The 13,980-nt window shown below is 69.0% G+C and carries 13 protein-coding genes; 11 read left to right on the forward strand and 2 right to left on the reverse strand.

The window, feature by feature from the left end; translation table 11 throughout:
• The first annotated feature begins 221 nt into the window (after window positions 1–221).
• The 4 genes from AP234_RS27055 to AP234_RS27070 are packed head-to-tail and all read left to right on the forward strand — an operon-like array spanning window position 222 to window position 3,642.
• Window positions 222–1,133 (forward strand): ABC transporter ATP-binding protein, encoded by a 912-nt coding sequence (locus AP234_RS27055; protein ID WP_055482557.1) that lies wholly within the window; start codon window positions 222–224, stop codon window positions 1,131–1,133.
• Between the two features lie 12 nt (window positions 1,134–1,145).
• Entirely contained in the window at window positions 1,146–1,841 is a 696-nt protein-coding gene (locus AP234_RS27060; RefSeq protein WP_055482558.1) for an ABC transporter permease, read from the forward strand.
• 3 nt (window positions 1,842–1,844) lie between these two features.
• Window positions 1,845–3,008 carry a sensor histidine kinase gene (locus AP234_RS27065; RefSeq protein WP_055482559.1) on the forward strand — a complete coding sequence of 388 codons (1,164 nt, stop codon included), beginning with the start codon at window positions 1,845–1,847 and terminating at the stop codon, window positions 3,006–3,008.
• Window positions 3,001–3,642, forward strand: coding sequence for a response regulator transcription factor (locus AP234_RS27070; RefSeq protein ID WP_055482560.1), 642 nt, complete (start codon window positions 3,001–3,003; stop codon window positions 3,640–3,642). The genes AP234_RS27065 and AP234_RS27070 overlap by 8 nt, the downstream gene beginning before the upstream one ends.
• A gap of 109 nt (window positions 3,643–3,751) precedes the next feature.
• Here AP234_RS27070 and AP234_RS27075 read toward each other — a convergent pair whose 3' ends face one another.
• On the reverse strand, window positions 3,752–4,564 hold the full coding sequence (locus AP234_RS27075; protein WP_055482561.1) for a helix-turn-helix domain-containing protein: 813 nt from the start codon (window positions 4,562–4,564) through the stop codon (window positions 3,752–3,754).
• A gap of 120 nt (window positions 4,565–4,684) precedes the next feature.
• Between AP234_RS27075 and AP234_RS27080 the strand changes: the two genes are divergently transcribed.
• The 5 genes from AP234_RS27080 (at window position 4,685) to AP234_RS27100 (ending at window position 10,468) form a co-directional block, all read left to right on the forward strand.
• On the forward strand, window positions 4,685–5,050 hold the full coding sequence (locus AP234_RS27080; RefSeq protein ID WP_055482562.1) for a nuclear transport factor 2 family protein: 366 nt from the start codon (window positions 4,685–4,687) through the stop codon (window positions 5,048–5,050).
• A gap of 469 nt (window positions 5,051–5,519) precedes the next feature.
• Window positions 5,520–6,863 (forward strand): hypothetical protein, encoded by a 1,344-nt coding sequence (locus tag AP234_RS27085; protein WP_055482563.1) that lies wholly within the window; start codon window positions 5,520–5,522, stop codon window positions 6,861–6,863.
• A 166-nt stretch (window positions 6,864–7,029) separates the two neighbouring features.
• Window positions 7,030–7,539 (forward strand): hypothetical protein, encoded by a 510-nt coding sequence (locus tag AP234_RS27090; RefSeq protein ID WP_055482564.1) that lies wholly within the window; start codon window positions 7,030–7,032, stop codon window positions 7,537–7,539.
• 2 nt (window positions 7,540–7,541) lie between these two features.
• Complete coding sequence (locus tag AP234_RS36665) at window positions 7,542–8,417, forward strand: hypothetical protein (protein WP_152990647.1); 876 nt, start codon at window positions 7,542–7,544, stop codon at window positions 8,415–8,417.
• 236 nt (window positions 8,418–8,653) lie between these two features.
• Complete coding sequence (locus AP234_RS27100; protein WP_055482566.1) at window positions 8,654–10,468, forward strand: serine/threonine-protein kinase; 1,815 nt, start codon at window positions 8,654–8,656, stop codon at window positions 10,466–10,468.
• Window positions 10,469–10,539: 71 nt separating this feature from the next.
• On the opposite strand, the gene lpdA is transcribed toward AP234_RS27100, so the two are convergent.
• Window positions 10,540–11,940 carry a dihydrolipoyl dehydrogenase gene (lpdA, locus tag AP234_RS27105; protein WP_055482567.1) on the reverse strand — a complete coding sequence of 467 codons (1,401 nt, stop codon included), beginning with the start codon at window positions 11,938–11,940 and terminating at the stop codon, window positions 10,540–10,542.
• A gap of 256 nt (window positions 11,941–12,196) precedes the next feature.
• On the opposite strand from lpdA, the gene AP234_RS27110 reads away from it, so the two are divergent.
• Both AP234_RS27110 and AP234_RS27115 read left to right on the forward strand, forming a co-directional pair.
• Window positions 12,197–13,405: a globin domain-containing protein gene (locus AP234_RS27110; RefSeq protein ID WP_055482568.1), complete on the forward strand. Its 1,209-nt coding sequence runs from the start codon at window positions 12,197–12,199 to the stop codon at window positions 13,403–13,405.
• Between the two features lie 86 nt (window positions 13,406–13,491).
• A complete protein-coding gene (locus AP234_RS27115; protein WP_055482569.1) occupies window positions 13,492–13,884 on the forward strand; it encodes an SRPBCC family protein in 393 nt (130 codons plus the stop codon).
• The last annotated feature ends 96 nt before the right edge of the window (window positions 13,885–13,980 follow it).

A 13,980-nucleotide genomic window follows, 5' to 3' on the forward strand; every position in this document is an offset into this window, starting at 1 on the left:
AGCCTCTCTCTGTCAGTCGTGGTGGCGAGCTTCTCCGAGCCACGGAACTTCCACAGGTCGTCGACGGGAATCACAGCGAAGTGCCGATCGAGGTCATGGAAGTACGGCACAGCCCCTCGGCGGCATCAACCGATCGGTGGATTTTCCGGTCAGCAGCATTCGCGTACGAGTATGACCGGGAGATCGATTCGCGTCGGGGGCAGGCGAAAGATGCTTGAGCCATGGCAGTCATCGAAGTCACAGACCTCCGCAAGAGATATGCGGACCTGACAGTTCTGGCCGGGGTGTCGTTCTCCGTTGAGGAGGGTGAGATCTTCGGCATCCTCGGGCCGAACGGCGCCGGCAAGACCACCACCGTGGAGTGTGTGGAGGGGCTGAGGCGGCCCGACGGCGGGTCGGTCAGCGTGCTCGGGCTCGACCCGGTCAAGGACGGGCGAAGGGTACGCGAGCAGATCGGGGTGCAGCTCCAGCAGACGCAGTTGCCGGAGAACATCAAGGTGTGGGAGGCGCTCGACCTGTATGCCTCCTTCTATGCGAACCCGCGCGATTGGCGTGGGCTGCTGGAGGAGTGGGGGCTGGCGGACAAGCGCAATGCCCGCTTCGGGAAGTTGTCCGGTGGCCAGAAGCAACGGCTGTTCATCGCGCTGGCGCTGGTGGGCAACCCGCGGGTGGCGTTTCTCGACGAATTGACCACGGGGCTCGACCCGCAGGCTCGCCGTACCACCTGGGAGCTGATCAAGCAGGTCCGGGCGAGCGGCGTGACGGTGGTGTTGGTCAGCCATTTCATGGACGAGGTGGAGGAGCTCTGCGACCGGGTCGCCGTCTTCGACCGCGGCAAGGTCGTCGCGATCGACACCCCGGCCGGGCTGGTCGACGGGATCGACGCCGATCACCAGATGCGGTTCACGTTAATGGCCGGTGACCTGGTCGAGCTGGGCGGGCTGCCCGGGGTGACCGGCGTGACCAGGACAGGAAACCAGGTGGTCGTCACGGGCAGGGGTGATTTCGCCACGGCGGTCACCGCTCAGCTCGCCCGCCACCACGTCCTGGTCAGCGATCTGCGCATCGACAAGCGCACCCTCGACGACGCGTTCGTCGCCCTGACCGGCCATTCGTTCGGCTCCACCCACTGACTGAGGAAGACCATGACCAAGCTCACCATCGTCGAACTGAAGCTGCTGACCCGGGAACCCGGGGCGATTTTCTCGCTGCTCATCCCGCTGTTCATCCTGGTGGTCTTCGGAAGCTCGATCGAGCCGGGCGACACCATGCTCCTGCCGATGGCGCTGGCGATCGCCGTGGGGCTCGTGGGTCTGTACCTGCTGCCCACCACCATGGCCACCTATCGCGAGCGGGGCATCCTGCGCAGGCTCTCCACCACGCCGGTACGCCCAGGAAACCTGCTGGTGGTGCAGCTGCTGCTGCAGTTCGTCCTCGCGCTGACCGCATGCGCCCTGCTGCTTGTCGTCGCGGGCACCGTCCTCGGTGCTCATCTGCCCACCCGGGTCCTGCCCGGCGCGCTGACCTTCCTGCTCGGTACGGCGGCCATGTTCGCCGTCGGCCTGCTCATCGCGGCCCTCGCTCCGAACGGCCGGGCCGCCAACGGGATCGGTGTCCTGCTGTACTTCCCGATGGCCTACCTCGCCGGGCTCATGCAGCCGACGGATCAGATGCCCGATATTTTGGCTCGTATTGGGGAATACACCCCGCTGGGGGCATTCCGGCAGAGCCTGCGGGACGTCTGGACGGGCGGCTCTCCCAGCGCTCTGCTGCTCGGTGTGATGGCGGCGTACGCCGTGGCCATCAGCATCGCAGCGGCCAAGTTCTTCCGCTGGGAGTGAGGCATGACCGGGCGGCTCGACCGATGGGAGCGGCTGCTGGAGCGCCAGATGGCGGCTGCGCCGTACGTCTTGCTGGCGACCTCCACGATGCTCTCCCTGCTCATCGATGGCAGGTCGTGGGTCATGCTCGGTCTGGCCGCGCTCGCCGCCGCCTGGATCTGGCTGGTGCCGCGAGGCGTGGTCTACGTGGCCGGGCTGGTGGTGCTGATCGGAGCGCTCTGCACACAGGGGATATGGTTCGCGAGCTTCTTCAGCTTCACCGGACATCTCCACTCCTGGCAGTACCTGAAGGGGAAGTGGCGGTTCGTCGCGGTGACCGCCACGGCGGCGATCAGCGTCGCGACCTACGGCGGTGGGTTGCCTGATCCCACGCCGTCCGGAATCCTCACCTACCTGTTCTTCACCGGCGCCATCGTGGTCCTGGTCAGCCTGTTCAGCTTCGCCGGGGAGATCACGGCCGAGCGGAGCGCCGAGCGCAAGCGGATGGTGGAGCGGCTCGAGGAGGCGCTGCGGGAGAACGCGGGATTGCACGCCCAGCTGTTGGTCCAGGCCCGCGAGGCGGGCGTGCTCGACGAGCGACAGCGCATGGCAGCGGAGATCCACGACACCCTCGCCCAGGGCCTGACCGGCATCATCACCCAGCTCCAGGCGGCGCAGCGTGCCGAGGACTGGCGGCGTCACGTGGACAACGCGGTACGGCTGGCGCGGGAAAGCCTGGCCGAGGCCCGGCGCTCCGTGCACGCGGTGGGACCCGGCCAGTTGGAGGTGGCGCCACTACCCGAGGCACTGAGGGACGTCGTCACCCAATGGGGCGAGATCAACGGGGTACGTGCGGATTTCACCATCACTGGTACGGTCCGTCCCATGCATCCGGAGGTCGAGGAGACGCTGCTCCGCACCGCACAGGAGGCGCTGGCCAACGCGGCCAAGCACGCCGGCGCGTCCCGGGTCGGGCTGACCCTGTCGTACATGGAGGACGTGGTCACCCTGGACGTGCGCGACGACGGCACCGGATTCGACCTCGAGCGGGTCCGCGACGGCGGCGGCTTCGGCCTGACCTCGATGCGCAAGCGGGTGAGCCGCCTGGCGGGCAGGCTGGAGATCGAGTCGGAACCCGGCGGCGGCACCGCGATCTCCGCGAGCGTCCCGGCGGTGGCACGTGGCTGAGCCCCTGATCCGGCTGCTGATCGCCGACGACCATCCCATCGTCCGCGACGGCATCCGCGGCATGTTCGCCGGTGACCCGGGCTTCGAGGTGCTCGGCGAGGCCGGAGACGGCGCCCAGGCCGTCGAACTCGCGCGGGCGCTGAACCCCGACGTGATCCTCATGGACCTCCGCATGCCCAGGATGGACGGCGTCGCGGCCATCAAGGAACTTGCCAGGCTGGGCATCGCGGCCCGCATCCTCGTCCTCACCACCTACGACACCGACCGGGACGTCCTGCCCGCCATCGAGGCCGGGGCCACCGGCTATCTCCTCAAGGACACCGGTCGGGATGAGCTCATCCGCGCCGTCCGTACGGCGGCGCGGGGCGAAGCCGTGCTGTCCCCGTCGGTCGCCACCCGCCTCCTCGGCCAGGTCCGCGCGCCCGCCGACCCGCTGAGCGCCCGGGAACTGGAGGTCCTCCACCTCATCGCCGAGGGCGCCACCAACCGCGAAGCCGCCGCGCGCCTGTTCATCAGCGAGGCCACGGTGAAGAGCCACGTGCTGCACATCTACGCCAAGCTCGGCGTCAACGACCGGGCGGCCGCCGTCGCCGCCGCATTCCGACGCGGCCTGCTCACCCTGGAGAACGGCTAGACCCGGACAGGCGAGGGCAGGCCGGCCGCTACACGCCCACCGGGCCTTCCGAGCCGCTGCCGGTGAGGCAAACGCCGGCACAGCGGGCATCCGGCGGCCACGGAGGTGCTCACCGATGGGCCGGCTCTGCACCGTCGTGACCGCCGCGCAGGAAGGCCGCCGTCGCGGAGTCGGCGGGGTAGAAAGATTCGATGGCCAGCTCGGAGACCGTGATGTCGAGCGGCGTGCCGAAGGTCGCCATCATGCTGAAGAACGACAGCTCCCGTCCCGCACGCACGACTCGCATTGGGACGAAGATGGCGCCGGTGCCGGGCAGGTCCACCTCGGGTTCCGGCTGGTCACAGGGATAGTCGCGCAGCTCCGCGTACAGTTCGCCGAGCCGGGGGTCGGCCGTGACCGAAATCTGCCGCTTGAGCCGGCCGAGCAGATGCGCACGCCACTCGCCGAGGTTGACGATGTGCGGGGCGAGCCCTTCGGGGTGGAGGCTGGCCCGCAGCACGTTGGTCAGCAGGTCGGGATCGATGCCCTCGCTGAGCACTCCGATCCCGGCGTTGGCGTCGACCATGTCCCAGTTCCGGTCCACGACCACGGCCGGGTAGGGGTCGTGGGCCGTCAGCAGCCGGCGGATCGCGTCGCACACCGCCGCCATCTCAGGTGAGTCGAGGGTCGACTCCGTGTAGATGGGGGCGTACCCGCCGGCCAGCAGCAGATCGTTGCGTTCCCGAAGCGGGAGATCGAGCTGCTCGGCGAGGTGGAGCACCATGTCTCGGCTCGGCTGGGCCCGGCCGGTCTCCAGAAAACTGACATGCCGGGTTGAGATCTCGGCCTGGAGCGAGAGCTCCAGCTGGCTCATTCGCCGGTGCTCGCGCCATCGCCTGAGCAACTCGCCGAAGGGCCGCCGGTAGAGCTGGGCTGTGGTCACGCCCCGACGCTATCCGGCGTCCCGGACGCCGGGCGATTACCTGGCACGTAATCGCCTGACCTCCGGGTCTCGTGACACGGTTCTCACGTCGTAGGACGAGACGGACCACAGGAGTGCGAGATGAGTGATTACGCCGCAGCGGCCGCAAGGTACATCGCCGCGTGGAACGAAACGGACACCGAGGCGAGGGCCAAAGCCGTCGCCGGGGCGTGGACCGAGGACGGCGGCTACACCGACCCGTTGGCCACCGTCACCGGCCACGAGGACATCGCCGCGGTGATCGCCGGGGCTCAGCAGATGTTCCCCGGCTACGTGTTCACACTGGGGGGCGCCGTGGACGGTCACCATGACACGATGCGGTTCACCTGGCACCTCGGACCCGAGGGGGCGACGGAGCCGGTCGTGGTCGGGTTCGACGTCGCCGTGCTCGCCGAAGACGGCCGGATCCAGAGGGTGTACGGCTTCCTCGACAAGGTCCCCGCCTGAGATAGGTGCCCCCGAGCGATCCGTGAGACCGCGCCAGTCCCCGACCCTCTCCGTACGGTATTGCGGGGACTGGCAGGCGGTCGCTGGACAAAAGGGAATCGACGCGACAAATGCCATGGCCGGGTGCCCGTCACCCGGTGCAGGCCCGACCTCACTTCGAGGTTCACCGCACAGCCGGTGCCACGCGGATGCGGGCGCGGAAGGTTCTGGAACGGTACAACTTGGGCGATCATGCGCTTTTTGGGGGATCTGCCCACGCTTCGGGAAGATCCTTGCGATAATCGATCGCCGAGAGGCGGAGTTCGTCCACGAGTGGGTGGTCCCTGTGGGTCCGCTCTCTCATGCTGCTCTCTTGCCGGGTGTGTCCCGGCGCGTCGCCGATGCGGCGGGGGGTCGTCGTGTCAGCCCGGTTGACCATGAATCTTCGCTGCCCGGGGGAAAGGTGCCAGAGCCAAACAATCTGCGCGATATGACCCATGCCCGCTGGTCGAGACGGGCCGTGCTGCTGGCCGGGGGGCTTCTGGTCACCGGCTGCAGCGACTCCCGCCGACCCACCATCCAAAGCGAGGACTACGACTCCTACGGGTCCAACAAGAAGCACCTGCGGGAGATCCTCGAACGCCGCGCGAAGGCGCTGATGGACAAGGACGAGAAGGGCTATCTCGCCGACCTGGACCAGGCCAACACAAAGCTGGTCCAGCGCGAGAAGTTCATCTTCGACAACCTGCGCCAGTTCGATCTCGCGGAGATCCGCTTCATCACCGATCGGGCCACGGAGCGGTCCGAGGGCGAAGGCGGGGACATCCAGTTCCGGCCGGTGATCCGGATCACCAAGCTCACCGCTGACGCCGGCCCCGGTGACGTCGCCCCGGCCGAGACGTTTCTCTACACCCTGCGCGAGAAGAGCGGCAGGTTCGTGGTGACGGACATCATCGGGGCGACTCGGAAGAACTACAAGAAACTGCACCTGGACGGTCCGCTGGCCTATGCGCCGTGGAACACCGACAAACTGCACGTCGTGAAGGTGGGGAAGAAGGTCTGGCTGGTCGGCGATGAGAGCGTCACCGATCTGGACCGCTACGCCGCCGTCACGGAGAAGGAACTGCGCCTGGTCGAGGGGATGTGGGGCGACCGCCTCAGCTACCCCGGTCACGTCCTCTTCTTCACCCGGGATCTGGCCAACGTCAAGCAGTGGTTCGATTTCGGCGCGGCCGAGAACTTCCTTCCGGACATCCTCGGCTTCCAGGCCCGGGAACTGGGCGTCCAGAAGAACGGCATGGTCTACGGCAATGAGTACGCCGCCTCCAGGGTCGTGGTCAATCTGCGAGGCCATCAGGCGTTCGGCAGCGACCCCGCGCTCACGATCCGGCATGAGCTGACCCACGCGGTCACCGCACGCGCGACGCTGACCATCGGGGGAGACTACAACCCTCCGACCTGGGCCATCGAGGGCTTCGCCCGCTACACCGAGACCATCGGGAACACGGCGTCGGCGGCCAGGATCCGCTCCGCCGTGGCCGCCGGAGTCCGGGCCGGCAGGTTCCGCGGGGTCACTCCCGCGTCGAAGACGTTCTACGGCCGCGACATCGACTTCAACTACTGCCTGGGCTCGACGGTGTTCAGCCTGGCCGAGCGGCTCAAGGGGCGGGACGCCGCGGTGGAGCTCTACGCCAGGATCATCAACCACCCCGACTCCCTCGACATGCCGTTCATGCGGCTCCCGGTCTTCGACGGGATCAGCAGGGACGTCCTCGGGATGAGCAGCGCCTCCTTCCGGAGTCGATGGAACGGCTTCGTCCGGAATGGAGGGTGAGATGTCCATGACGCCTCCCGGGCCGCCCGCGGGACAGCCGGAAGGCCCGCCCCCCGGACGACCATCCGGTCCGCCGCCCGGTCAAGCGCCTTCGGCGGCGGGCCCCTCGCTTCCCGGCACGACACCCGATCCGGCGCCAGGCGGGGGCCGTTCCCGGCGCGGGCTCGTGGTCCTCCTGGTCGGCCTGGTCGTCTTCCTGGCCGCCGGCGGCGGCGCGTACGCGCTCGCGCGCAACTATCGCGCCAATCAGATGACGCAGGACTGCGGCAGTTCCCATGCCTGCATTCCCGGGCTCAAGGTCGCCACCCTGACGGAGGCGTTGAAGGACCGGGGACACAGGTGTGTGGAGGAGACCTCGTCGTGGCACTGCGACATGGTGATCGGCCGGGTGTATTTCGACCTCTGGTTGCAGTCCTCCGGGGGCTATGTCTATTCGATTTCCATCAGGCTCCACCGGATGGACGACAAGGCGCTGGCCGGCACCGGGCTCTCCTACCTGTCGTGGTTCGGCGCCCTGCCGTTCCGGGACGATCCCGTGTTGACGAAGGAGATCAAGGGCTGGATAGCCCAGCAGATCGAGAACGACAAGGACACCAAGGCCACCATCGGCGACTACGAGTACGTCTTACAACGCCCTGAGGCGGAAAGCGTCGAGTTCAGCATCCAGGAGAAATGACGATGGCCGCGCGACCCGGACCTTACTCACCCGACGGTAGGTTCTGGTGGGACGGCACGGCCTGGCAGCCGGTGCAGCCGCCGCCTCCCGACCCCGCCACGGGACAGCCTCAGTCTCATCCTCAGCAACAGCAGCAGCCCGCCGCGCCGTACCAGCCGCCTCCGCCGCAGCCGCAGTACGGCCCTCCCGGGCAGCCCGGGTTTCAGCAGTCCGGTTTTCAGCGGCAGGGGTTCCAGCAGCACGGATTCCAGGCGCCGCCCGGATATCCCGTCCCGCCGGGGGGCGGCACTCCCCGCCCGCCCAGGTCAAGGTCGGGATTCGTGCTGCTGACCATCGGTACGGCGATCGCGGCCCTGGTGCTGGGCGGCATCATCGGCGGTGTCGTCGGATTGACGACGACCAAGCCCAAGGGTGAGAACGTCGTGCCCGCGTTCGCGGAGAAGTTTCCCGACGCCGATGCGCAGTATCTGCCCGGCGTGACCCTCTCCATGATCGTCGACGACTGGATGAAGACCGCCAACAAGTGGAAGTGCACCAAGGACCCCAACGTGGAGGATCTCTACAGCCGGGCCAAGGCGCAGATCAAGTGCGAACCCCCGGACGACCGCGGCGACATGTACGTCGACATCGAGTACGACGCCGACGACAAGATCAAGGTGGTGGAGGCGAGCTGCTGGCTCGGCGTCCACACCAAGGCGTGCAAGAGCCTCGCGGCCACGATGGCCGACGCGGTGCTGGCCGCCCAGCCCAAGCTGCGTAAGCAGGCACAGAAGTGGGCGGAGCAGAACTCGGGCAGCGAGCGGGCGACGACCATCGGCGGCATCCGGTTCGAGGGCAACCTGGACCCGAACGGCATGCAGGCCCTGCCCGCTATCTGACGATCACGGCGGCCACGGGCCGGGGTGGACGGGGGCGGGGGCTCCGACATTCCGGCCCGAGCACGGCACGCCGCCTCCGATCCGCCGACGCTCGATCGGGCAAAAATACAAAATGCCGTTCTGGCGGGATTTGTAGCTAGAGAACCGTTAGATAACTGTTTGACCGAGTCGATCTTCCCGCGACGAGATCGTTGGTTAATGTGATCTCGACCTGGTCGAGGGGGAAGGCGGGGGCGATGACCACGGGTGGGTCGGAGGCGTCTCTCGGGAGCGGATACGTGCTCCTGGACGAGATCGGCGCCGGGGCGATGGGGAGCGTCTGGCGGGCGCGGCATCGGGCCACCGGGGAGATCGTCGCGGTGAAACTACTGCGGGACGGCCTCACCGGCGACCAGGATCTCGTCCTGCGATTCGTCCAGGAACGCAACGTGATGCGGGCCTTACGGCATCCCAACATCGTCACGGTACGCGACTTCGTCATCGAGGGGGAGCGCCTCGCCCTCGTGATGGACCTGGTCGAGGGCGGAAACCTCCGTACGCTGCTGCGGCGGTACGGCACGCTGCCGCCGGCGGAGGCCGTACGCCTGATGGCCCAGGTCGCCGACGCGCTGACGGCCGCCCACGCGAACGGGGTGGTGCACCGGGACGTCAAACCGGGCAACATCCTGATCGAAGCGGCCACCGGGCAGGCCCGGCTCACGGACTTCGGCGTCGCCCGCATCGTGCACGGGCCGGGCCTCACCCAGACCACCTCGATCATCGGCACGCCGACGTACCTGGCCCCCGAGGTGGCGGGCGGCGGCGCGCCCACGCCGGCGGTGGACGTCTACGCCTTCGGACTGATCCTGTACGAACTGCTGGCCGGCCGCCCGCCCTTCGTCGGCCACCATCCGATCGCCGTGCTCCAACAGCATGCGACGGCCGCTCCCCGGCGGCTGCCCGGGATGCCCGACTCACTGTGGTCGGTCATCTCGGTCTGCACCGCCAAAGATCCGGCCGAGCGTCCCGTCATCGGACAGGTGGCGGCGGCACTGCGCGAGGCGGCGCCGTCGCTCGCGGGGCTGCCCGCGCTGCCCCGGGTCTCCTGGGAAGACCCGCCGTCCGCCACCACCGAGCCGGGCGTGGGCGGGTACGCCGCCGCGGCGCATCCGTCCGCCGGCGCCGGTACGGCCCCAGGCGGCGGGAGCACGTCCGGCGGGGGAGAGCCGCCGGCGGCGGACACCGATGCCCCGGGCGGCCCGGCGCCGGCGCGACGTGAGCGGTCCCGGCGGCGCATGGTCGTCACCGGTGCGTCCGCCATGGCCCTGGCGCTCAGCGCGGTGGCGGTGGCCCTCGTGGCCCCGTGGCGTACCGACATCGGGCCGACGGAGAATCGGGCCGTCGCGGCGGACACCTCGGCCAGGCCCGCCGGCGGTGAGATCACCACGGCGCCTACGCCGTCCGTTCCGCTGACGACCCTGCCGACGCCCTCGGGCGAGGCCCGGCCGAAGCGGACCCGGACCATGGAGCCGCCGGTCGCGGACCCCGTGAGCAGCGCCCGCCCCAGGCCGGTTCGCACGACGGCCGCGCCGAAGGAGCAGGAAAAGCCGAAGGCGCGGTCCACCCCGACGCGCTCACCGGTGCGCAGCACGACGAGGCCGAAGGCCGAGCCGACCGGCGGTGACTCCCAAGCGCCCGACACGATCCGGCGGGAACCGGAGCTCGAGTGGCGCTGCCGGGCGTGGTTCTCCCCCGCTCCCGGTGTCGAGATCTCGCCCTGCATGGCCATGGTGGGTGACGTCTTCCACCTGCTCGGGCGGGTACGCGGCAGCAGCTCGGTCCGCTCCGACATCCACATCGAGCTCTTCGACTCGACCAGGGACGTCGCCGTCTCCCCGCCGCACGTCTGCGCCGGTGTCGCGCCTCCGGGCGACGGCTCGATCGTCACATGCGGGCCGGTGACCGCCACGGCTCCCCGCACCGGAGGGAACCTGCACAATGCCCGGCAGCGATGGCGGAAGAGCGGCGAGTCCTCCCTCAAGAGCGTGGAGAGCCCGTCGGTCCCCTGGTGAGGTCTCCCGCTGAGCTCCCCTGGGAAGTTCCCGGCGAGGTTCCGGTGAGATCCTCCAAGTGAGACCACCGCTCACATGTTGATCATGTGGCCCGCGAGACCGTGGACGGCCTCCTTGACCGCCTCGCTCAGCGTGGGGTGGGCGTGGACGTTGCGCGCCACCTCGTGGACGGTCAGATCCCACTGCTGGGCCAGGGTCAGCTCGGGCAGCAGCTCGGTGACGTCGGGACCGATCAGATGGGCGCCGAGCAGCTCGCCGTGCTCGGCATCGCTGAGGATCTTGACGAATCCCGCCGTGTCGCCCAGGCCGTGCGCCTTGCCGTTCGCGCTGAACGGGAACTTGGCGACCTTGACGTCGAAGCCGCGCTCGCGCGCCTGCGCCTCGGTGAATCCGAAGCTCGCGATCTGCGGCTGGCAGAAGGTCGCCCGAGGGATCATCACGTAGTCGAGCTCCATCGTCTCCGCGTCCGCGATCGTCTCGGCCGCGACGATGCCCATGGCCTCGGCCGCGTGGGCGAGCATGAGCTTGGCCGTCACGTCCCCGATCGCGAAGATGTGCGGCACGCTCGTACGGCACCGCGCGTCGACGTCGATGGCGCCCCGGTCGGTGAGCCGTACGCCGGTCCGCTCGAGGCCGTAGCCCGCCACCCGCGGCTGGAACCCGATGGCCTGCATGACCTTGTCCGCCTCCAGGACCGAGGTGGCGCCGTCACGTGACACCGTCACCCGCACCTTCTCGCCCGAGTCGTCGATGGACTCGACCCGGGTCGACGTCAGCACCTCGATGCCGAGCCGCTTGTAGCGCCGGGCCAGCTCGGCCGACACCTCCGCGTCCTCGAGCGGCACCATGCGGTCGAGGAACTCCACGATCGTCACCTTGACGCCGTAGCTGTTCAGCACGTACGCGAACTCGACCCCGACGGCGCCCGCCCCGGCGATGACGATGCTCTCCGGCAGCTTCTCGGTGAGGATCTGCTCCTCGTACGTCACGATCCGCTCGGTCACCGAGGTGCCGGGCAGGAGGCGGGTCGTCGCCCCGGCGGCGATGATGCAGTGGTCGAAGGTGACGGTGCGTTCGCCCCCGTCGGAGTCCGCCACCCGCAGGGTGTGCGGATCGGTGAAGACGCCGCGGCCCTGATATTCGGTGATCCCGTTCTTCTTCATCAGGTAGTGCACGCCCTTGACGCGCCCGTCCGCGACCTTGCGACTGCGCCGGAACGCCTCGCCGTAGTCGAAGGTCAGGCTGCCCTCGACGCCGATGCCGAACGTCTTGGCATCGTGGGTGAGCAGATGGACGAGCTCGGCGTTGCGCAGCAGCGCTTTCGAGGGAATGCAGCCCACGTTGAGGCAGACCCCGCCCCAGTAGCGCTCTTCGACGATCGCCGTGCTGAGCCCGAGCTGGGCCGCCCGGATCGCCGCGACGTATCCGCCGGGGCCCGCGCCGAGGACAACGACATCGTAGTGATCGCTCATATATCGGACCCTACGTGGACCGGTCTCGGCCCTCCACATCCGGGAGGCGGCGACCGCCCCGGGATTCCGCAGGCGGCGGGGCATCTTACCAAGGCACCCCCTCGCCCCGGTTAAACTACCCGAAAACGAGACCAAAGCGTCGCCTTGTTAGTTTTCATAACTGCGGCGGTCGAGCCATGGCGAACCCTCCACGCCGTACGGGATCCCACGTCTGTCAAAGCAAGGGAAGATCACCTACTAGCCCTACGGAGGACGCATGCTCTCCCCGGACTCGGCCGCGGTCGTCCGCGCAACCCTGCCGGTCGTCGGCGACGCCATCGAGAAGATCACCGCCACCTTCTACGACGACATGTTCGCCGACAATCCGGAGTTGCTGCGTGACCTGTTCAACCGGGGCAACCAGGCCAACGGTGAGCAGCGCAAGGCCCTGGCCGGCTCGATCGTCGCCTTCGCCGCCATGCTGGTGAACCACCCCGGCGAGCGGCCAGACGTCATGCTCGCCAGGATCGCGCACAAGCACGTCTCGCTGGGCGTCACCCCCGAGCAGTACAACATCGTCCACAAGTATCTGTTCGGCGCCATCGCCGAGGTGCTCGGCGATGCCGTCACCCCTGACGTCGCCGCGGGCTGGGACGAGGTCTACTGGCTCATGGCCGAGGCGCTGATCAATCTGGAGACCGGCCTCTACCGCGAGACGCGCCGCGGGATCGGACAGGTCTGGCTGCGGGCGCGGGTGCTCGAACGGCGGCGCGAGACGCGCGACGTGATCTCCCTCACGCTGCGGCCCGAGGCCCGGCTGCCCTTCCGGCCGGGGCAGTACGTCAGCGTGGCCGCCCCCCTGTCGGACGGGGCCCGGCAGATCCGCCAGTACAGCCTGTCGTCCGCCCCCGCCCGGGACGACTGGCGTATCACGATCAAGCGCGTGTACGGCGACGCCGGGCCGGACGGCGAGGTGTCCAACTGGCTGCACGCCAACGTCGAGGTCGGCGACGAGCTGATGGTCTCGGCCCCGTTCGGCGAGATGACCCTCGCCGACGGCGACGCCCCGCTGCTGCTGGCCTCGGCCGGCATCGGCGTCACCCCGATCCTCTCGATGGTCGACCACCTCGCCGCGATCGGATCCACCCGCCGGGTGACCGTCGCCCATGCCGACGGCGCCGCGGCCGACCACGCCCACCGCGAGGAGCTCATCCGACTGGTCGAGACGCTGCCCGGGGCCGCACTGCATCTCTGGTACGAGCGGGTGGACGCCGCCTCCGGCGGCGCTCCCGCCGGTCCCGAGCCCCGGACCGGCCTGATGGACCTCGCCGGCGTCGACCTGCCGGAGGGTGTGGTCGCCTACCTGTGCGGGCCGCTGCCGTTCATGCGGAGCGTGCGCACCGACCTGATCGCGCGCGGCGTGCCCGCTTCACGGATCCACTACGAGGTGTTCGGCCCCGACCTCTGGCTGGCCGACGCCGACTGATCCGGCCGGTCCGCGTTTCCTGCCACCGGCGTTTCCCCGGCGAGCCCGGGTAGGGCGTGAGGCTGAGAAGGAACGAGGGAGGAGAAATGAGCGAGTTCGAACGCTCCCGCAGGATCGCGGCCCCCGCCGAGCAGGTTTTCGAGAGCGCGTGTGACATCGACGAGCTCGACGACTGGCTGCCGCGCGACCTGCACGTGCGGCCCGAGGAGCCGCCCGCCGTGACGGTCCACGAGGACGCCGGCGGACGGGACGAGCGTGCGCTGCTGCGGACCGAGCGCGACCAGCTCCGCATGGAGTGGGGCACCCGGGACGACGACCGGTACGCCGGGTGGCTGCAGGTGGCCGGGATCGACGACGCCAGCAGCGACGTGACGGTCCACCTGTCCTTCTTCGACGAGGAGCACGCCCCCGCGGCGGATTTCGTCGACGGCGCCCTCGACGAGAGCCTCGAACGGCTGGCCCACCGGGTGAACGGCTGAATCTCATACCCGTTCTAAGGCCGGATCGGTAAAGAGTCGGCACACGTTTGCGCAGGTGAGGGGGCACCCTGTCGGGTGTGGGGTAATCGCACTCAA

The sequence above is a fragment of the Sphaerimonospora mesophila genome (genome assembly GCF_001417795.1).
In the GTDB taxonomy this organism is placed as follows: domain Bacteria; phylum Actinomycetota; class Actinomycetes; order Streptosporangiales; family Streptosporangiaceae; genus Sphaerimonospora; species Sphaerimonospora mesophila.

Bases quoted from the DNA above. Each gene is read 5' to 3' on its own strand.
- AP234_RS27055 (WP_055482557.1), top strand. From the start codon at position 222: ATGGCAGTCATCGAAGTCACAGACCTCCGCAAGAGATATGCGGACCTG.
- AP234_RS27060 (WP_055482558.1), top strand. From the start codon at position 1,146: ATGACCAAGCTCACCATCGTCGAACTGAAGCTGCTGACCCGGGAACCC.
- AP234_RS27065 (WP_055482559.1), top strand. From the start codon at position 1,845: ATGACCGGGCGGCTCGACCGATGGGAGCGGCTGCTGGAGCGCCAGATG.
- AP234_RS27080 (WP_055482562.1), top strand. From the start codon at position 4,685: ATGAGTGATTACGCCGCAGCGGCCGCAAGGTACATCGCCGCGTGGAAC.
- AP234_RS27085 (WP_055482563.1), top strand. From the start codon at position 5,520: ATGACCCATGCCCGCTGGTCGAGACGGGCCGTGCTGCTGGCCGGGGGG.
- AP234_RS36665 (WP_152990647.1), top strand. From the start codon at position 7,542: ATGGCCGCGCGACCCGGACCTTACTCACCCGACGGTAGGTTCTGGTGG.
- AP234_RS27100 (WP_055482566.1), top strand. From the start codon at position 8,654: ATGACCACGGGTGGGTCGGAGGCGTCTCTCGGGAGCGGATACGTGCTC.
- lpdA (WP_055482567.1), bottom strand. From the start codon at position 11,940: ATGAGCGATCACTACGATGTCGTTGTCCTCGGCGCGGGCCCCGGCGGA.
- AP234_RS27110 (WP_055482568.1), top strand. From the start codon at position 12,197: ATGCTCTCCCCGGACTCGGCCGCGGTCGTCCGCGCAACCCTGCCGGTC.
- AP234_RS27115 (WP_055482569.1), top strand. From the start codon at position 13,492: ATGAGCGAGTTCGAACGCTCCCGCAGGATCGCGGCCCCCGCCGAGCAG.